General features: G+C 68.2%; 7 protein-coding genes. 3 read left to right on the top strand and 4 right to left on the bottom strand.

From position 1 onward, the window contains the following. Nucleotides 1–750, bottom strand: a 750-nt coding sequence (locus tag WBV89_RS16290) for an NAD(P)/FAD-dependent oxidoreductase (RefSeq protein WP_423982400.1), incomplete at its 3' end; no start/stop codon positions are given. Between the two features lie 103 nt (nt 751–853). On the opposite strand from WBV89_RS16290, the gene WBV89_RS16285 reads away from it, so the two are divergent. Then, a complete protein-coding gene (locus WBV89_RS16285; protein WP_423982399.1) occupies nt 854–1,291 on the top strand; it encodes a PaaI family thioesterase in 438 nt (145 codons plus the stop codon). A gap of 24 nt (nt 1,292–1,315) precedes the next feature. After that, nucleotides 1,316–1,741 carry a VOC family protein gene (locus tag WBV89_RS16280; RefSeq protein ID WP_423982398.1) on the top strand — a complete coding sequence of 142 codons (426 nt, stop codon included), beginning with the start codon at nt 1,316–1,318 and terminating at the stop codon, nt 1,739–1,741. 30 nt (nt 1,742–1,771) lie between these two features. Here WBV89_RS16280 and WBV89_RS16275 read toward each other — a convergent pair whose 3' ends face one another. Together WBV89_RS16275 and WBV89_RS16270 are read right to left on the bottom strand one after the other, a co-directional pair. After that, nucleotides 1,772–2,128, bottom strand: a complete 357-nt coding sequence (locus WBV89_RS16275) for an STAS/SEC14 domain-containing protein (RefSeq protein WP_423982397.1) — start codon at nt 2,126–2,128, stop codon at nt 1,772–1,774. 18 nt (nt 2,129–2,146) lie between these two features. Continuing rightward, nucleotides 2,147–3,220 carry an alpha-ketoglutarate-dependent dioxygenase AlkB gene (locus tag WBV89_RS16270; RefSeq protein WP_423982396.1) on the bottom strand — a complete coding sequence of 358 codons (1,074 nt, stop codon included), beginning with the start codon at nt 3,218–3,220 and terminating at the stop codon, nt 2,147–2,149. Here WBV89_RS16270 and WBV89_RS16265 point away from each other — a divergent pair. Beyond that, entirely contained in the window at nt 3,201–3,455 is a 255-nt protein-coding gene (locus WBV89_RS16265) for a peptidoglycan-binding domain-containing protein (protein ID WP_423982395.1), read from the top strand. The genes WBV89_RS16270 and WBV89_RS16265 overlap by 20 nt on opposite strands. Nucleotides 3,456–3,461: 6 nt before the next feature. Here WBV89_RS16265 and WBV89_RS16260 read toward each other — a convergent pair whose 3' ends face one another. Beyond that, nucleotides 3,462–3,782 (bottom strand): hypothetical protein, encoded by a 321-nt coding sequence (locus WBV89_RS16260; RefSeq protein ID WP_423982394.1) that lies wholly within the window; start codon nt 3,780–3,782, stop codon nt 3,462–3,464. Between the last annotated feature and the right edge of the window lie 188 nt (nt 3,783–3,970).

The raw sequence follows: 3,970 nt of genomic DNA, 5'->3' as shown, positions 1-3,970 counted from the left end.
CTCGAGCCCGCTGTCAACGAGCCAGTCGGTGACCGGAACGACACCGATCCCGACGACGACGACGTCGGACTCGATCAACTCGCCGTCGGCCAGCAGCACCCCCGCTTCGTCGAGACGCTCGACCTGCACCCCACAGCGCACGTCGACACCGCGTTCGATGTGCATCGAGCCGATCGCTTCACCCATCTCCGCCCCGAGTCCGCGGATGAGCGGGGCGGGCGCGCCCTCGAGCACGGTCACCCGGTTCCCGAGCTGTTTGGCGGTCGCCGCGACCTCGAGGCCGATGAACCCGGCACCGATCACCACGACGTGATGATCGCCCTGGGCGAGTTCGTGGCGCAGTCGCAGCGAATCGTCGAGTGTGCGCAGTTCGTGGACGTGCGGGTGCCGATCCTGGTCGGGCAGCCGTCGACACGCCGCACCCGTGGCGATGATGCACCCGTCGAACTCCACGTCGCTGCCATCGGCGAGGTGCAGGATTCCGGAGTCCGGATCGAGCCCGGTGGCGGCAACGCCCAGGCGCCATTCGACGTCGAGTTCGTCGAACGAGTCCGGCTGCCGCAACTGGATCCGGTCGGGCTCCCACTCCCCCGCCAGCAGCTTCTTCGACAGCGGCGGTCGGTCGTACGGGCGGTGCGTCTCGGCACCGACCACCACCACATCACCCTCGAACCCCTCGGTCTGGAGGGTTTCGGCGGCACGCAGCCCCGCCAGCGACGCTCCGACCACGACCACACGTTCCATCGTCATCCCGCCAACTTGGCACACGCGCCCCGCGCAGCGTGCCCCGGGACACCTGGCGCACTCGCCGGGCTTGTTCTCGCAGGGCGGTCGGCCCGCTACCGTGCGGGCGGTGCCAGACACCAGCGACCATCCCGAGCTTGTTCTGCCGTCCGCCGAGCAGGTGAACGCGATGATCGAGGAGCTCTTCCCGGGCACGGGGAACACGTGCGCCGAGATCGGTCCGGGCTTCGCTCTCGCCAGCCGGGATGTCGACGACTCGATGTTGCGCCCCGGCGGTTTCATCTCCGGTCCGACCCAGTTCGGGCTGGCCGACGCAGCGCTGTGGTACATGGTCTTCGCAGCCACGGGTCGCATCGAGCCGATGGCGATGACGTCCGAACTCTCGATCCGCTATCTCCGACCGGCACAGGGCTCGGTGCTCTGGGCGCGCGCGTCGGTGGAGTCGGCCGGGCGTCGCAATGTCGTGGGCACCGTCCACGTCTGGTGCGACGAACGCGAGCACAAGCCGACCTCGGTTGCACAGGGCACCTACGCCCTGCCGCTCTAGCGAGACGCCTGCGAGACTGAGACCATGTCGGGTCATCCACGTTTCCACCTCGCATTCCCCGTGCACGATCTCGCCGCCGCTCGCGCGTTCTACGGTGGCGTGCTCGGATGTCCCGAGGGTCGCTCGGCACCGTCGTGGGTCGATTTCGACCTGTTCGGGCACCAACTCGTCGCCCACCTCGACCACGCGGCGTCGGAGCGGATCCAGCTCACCAACCCGGTCGACGGCGACGATGTCCCGGTGCCGCACTTCGGCGTTCTCCTCGGCGGCGACGAATGGCGAGAGCTCGCGGAGCGAGTCACCGACGCGGGCATCGACTTCGTGATCGCTCCCCACACCCGCTTCGCCGGCGAGGCCGGTGAACAGTCGACGATGTTCTTCCTCGACCCGTCCGGCAACGCGCTGGAGTTCAAGTCGTTCACCGACGACAGCCAGGTCTTCGCGACCTGATCGGCGTCCGGCGGGAATCGCCGGTGCCGGCTACGTCGACACCCAGTGGATGGCTGTGTCGAGCTCGCGGTCATGGAACGTGCGGACGTGTCCGTGCAACGTCCATTTCAACACGTTGATCCCCGCCGACAGGTGTCCGTCATCGGTCACCACGGCTCCACGGTGGAAGTGGATGTGGCGCAGCCCATCGGTGAGATCGCCCCACGCGCCGTCGCCGAATCCCTCGAACCGGTCCCCGAGGTGCAGGACGAGTCGGAGTTTCTCGTGCCGCTCGACCACGGCGTCGACCTCCGGCTCGATGTACGTCGTGAAATCGTCGACGGTGAACGTCCCGACGGCATGCAATCCGAAACAGCCGGCGGGGAGGTCATCGATGGGTTCGAGCACGGCGGCACTGTAGGCCACTCACCGCGCGTCGTGGCGGAATGTGATCGACAGGCGCGGCCCGGCCGGCCGTCGACGCTTCGGAATACAGTGCTGCCATTCGTGCTGACAGGCACCTCCCATCACGAGCAGGTCACCGTGCCCGAGCCCCCACGCGAGCGATGCTCCCCCGGCCTCGCCGTGTTCGGGGTCACGGTTGCGGCGCATGTGGAACGGTCGGCTCGCACCGACGCTGAGGATCGCGACGACCGGTTCGCTGACGCGGTGTCGATGCCGGTCGGCGTGCCACGCGACCGAATCGTGCTGGTCCCGGTAGAGGTTGAATCCGATCGAGTCGAAGTGCCGGTCGTAGCGGTCGGCAAGCGCCCAGCGCGCATCGGACAGGACCGGAAGCGGGGCCTCGGTCGAATCGGCTTCGTTCCACCAGGCGGTCAGACGCGGCTCGGTGACCAGCCGGTCGTACATGGGCACCCCGGTACGTTGCGTGAACTCGAGACGGTCCATCAGGTCGTCGAACAACGAATCGGCGCCGTCGAACCACCCGGGCACGTACTCGACCCACGACGAACGGGACAGCGCGCTGCGCGACGCCGAGGAGAACGATGGATCGAAGCACGGCTCATCCAACCCGAACAGGGATGCTTGACGGAACATGTGTTCGATCTTCGCGCGCTGACCGTCGCGCGTCAAGATCGAACCGGGTGCGGCGGATGGATCGTCACCGACGAACGTACCGCGCTCGGTGGTGCTCCGTCGACAGTGCAGCGACCTGTCACCCGTCGTGTGCCACGCTGTACCGAGCAGCCCGATGAACACCCGTCCAACATTCGCCCTCGCGCTCGCATCGCTCGTGTCGATCGGCGCCGTCGTCTCGTCGTGCGCGTCCGGATCCGACGCGGTCGAGGTGCCCGGCGGTCCGTCGGCGACCGACACCGCGATCTCGAGCGCGATCTCGACCGCGGAGGACTCCACCCCTCCGACGACCGGCGCGACGACGACCACGCTCCGACCGACGACGACCGCACCCACCACATCGACCACGACCACGGTTGCTCCGTCGACCTCGGCGGCTCCGGTGACCACGGCCGAACGCACGGTCAAGCTCCTCCGACAGGGCGACGAAGGACCCGAGGTCGGCGTGATGCAACTCAAACTCATCGTGCTCGGCTACCTGCCGACGGGCTCGGACACCGGGGTGTTCGACGGAGCGACGAACAGCGCCGTGCTCTCGTTCCAGTCGGAATACGGCCTCGTCGTCGACGGCCTCGTCGGCCCCGAAACCGAACGCTCGATCTCGGCGGCCGCCAACTCGATCAACGCGGACGGCTGAGTCCGGTCACGCCCGGAGCGACGGTCGACCGAGCTCACCGGCTCGGCGCGGAACGTAGGGCGCCTCCATCTCGGCGATGTCGTCGTCGCTCAGTTCGATCTCCAGCGAGGTGATCGCATCGTCGAGCTGCGCCATCTTGGTCACCCCGATGATCGGCGCGGTGACGACCGGCTTGTTGATCCCGGCGTCGAGGGCGCGCGTGAAGAACGGTTCCGCATCGGCGGGGTCGAGCACCCACGGTCGCCAGTCCGACGAGCCGAAGCTCATGCGGCCGAAACAGAGCTCCGACACCTGGAGTCCGGTGGAACCGAGGCGTTGGTAGTCCATGGACCGACGGTAGCCACCATGCCGTCGGGTGTCTGGCACCCGATGGACGGGATGGCGCGGGTCAGCGTCAACCCGTGCCTGGCACCAGTTGTCGGGCGTGGTGTCAACGGGCGGTCGGGATCGCGGCGGCGCAGGCCGCGACGGACGCTGCGGTCTCGGCGCAGGCCCGGTCGTCGAGTCCGCGGAGG

The sequence above is a fragment of the Ilumatobacter sp. genome (assembly GCF_049588435.1).
GTDB lineage: Bacteria > Actinomycetota > Acidimicrobiia > Acidimicrobiales > Ilumatobacteraceae > Ilumatobacter_A.
The sequence above is the reverse complement of the archived record's forward strand: the minus strand, read 5'-3'. Positions and strand labels throughout refer to the sequence as shown.

Excerpts from the sequence above, each read along its gene's own strand:
- WBV89_RS16280 (WP_423982398.1), top strand. The coding sequence starts at position 1,316 with ATGTCGGGTCATCCACGTTTCCACCTCGCATTCCCCGTGCACGATCTC.
- WBV89_RS16260 (WP_423982394.1), bottom strand. The coding sequence starts at position 3,782 with ATGGACTACCAACGCCTCGGTTCCACCGGACTCCAGGTGTCGGAGCTC.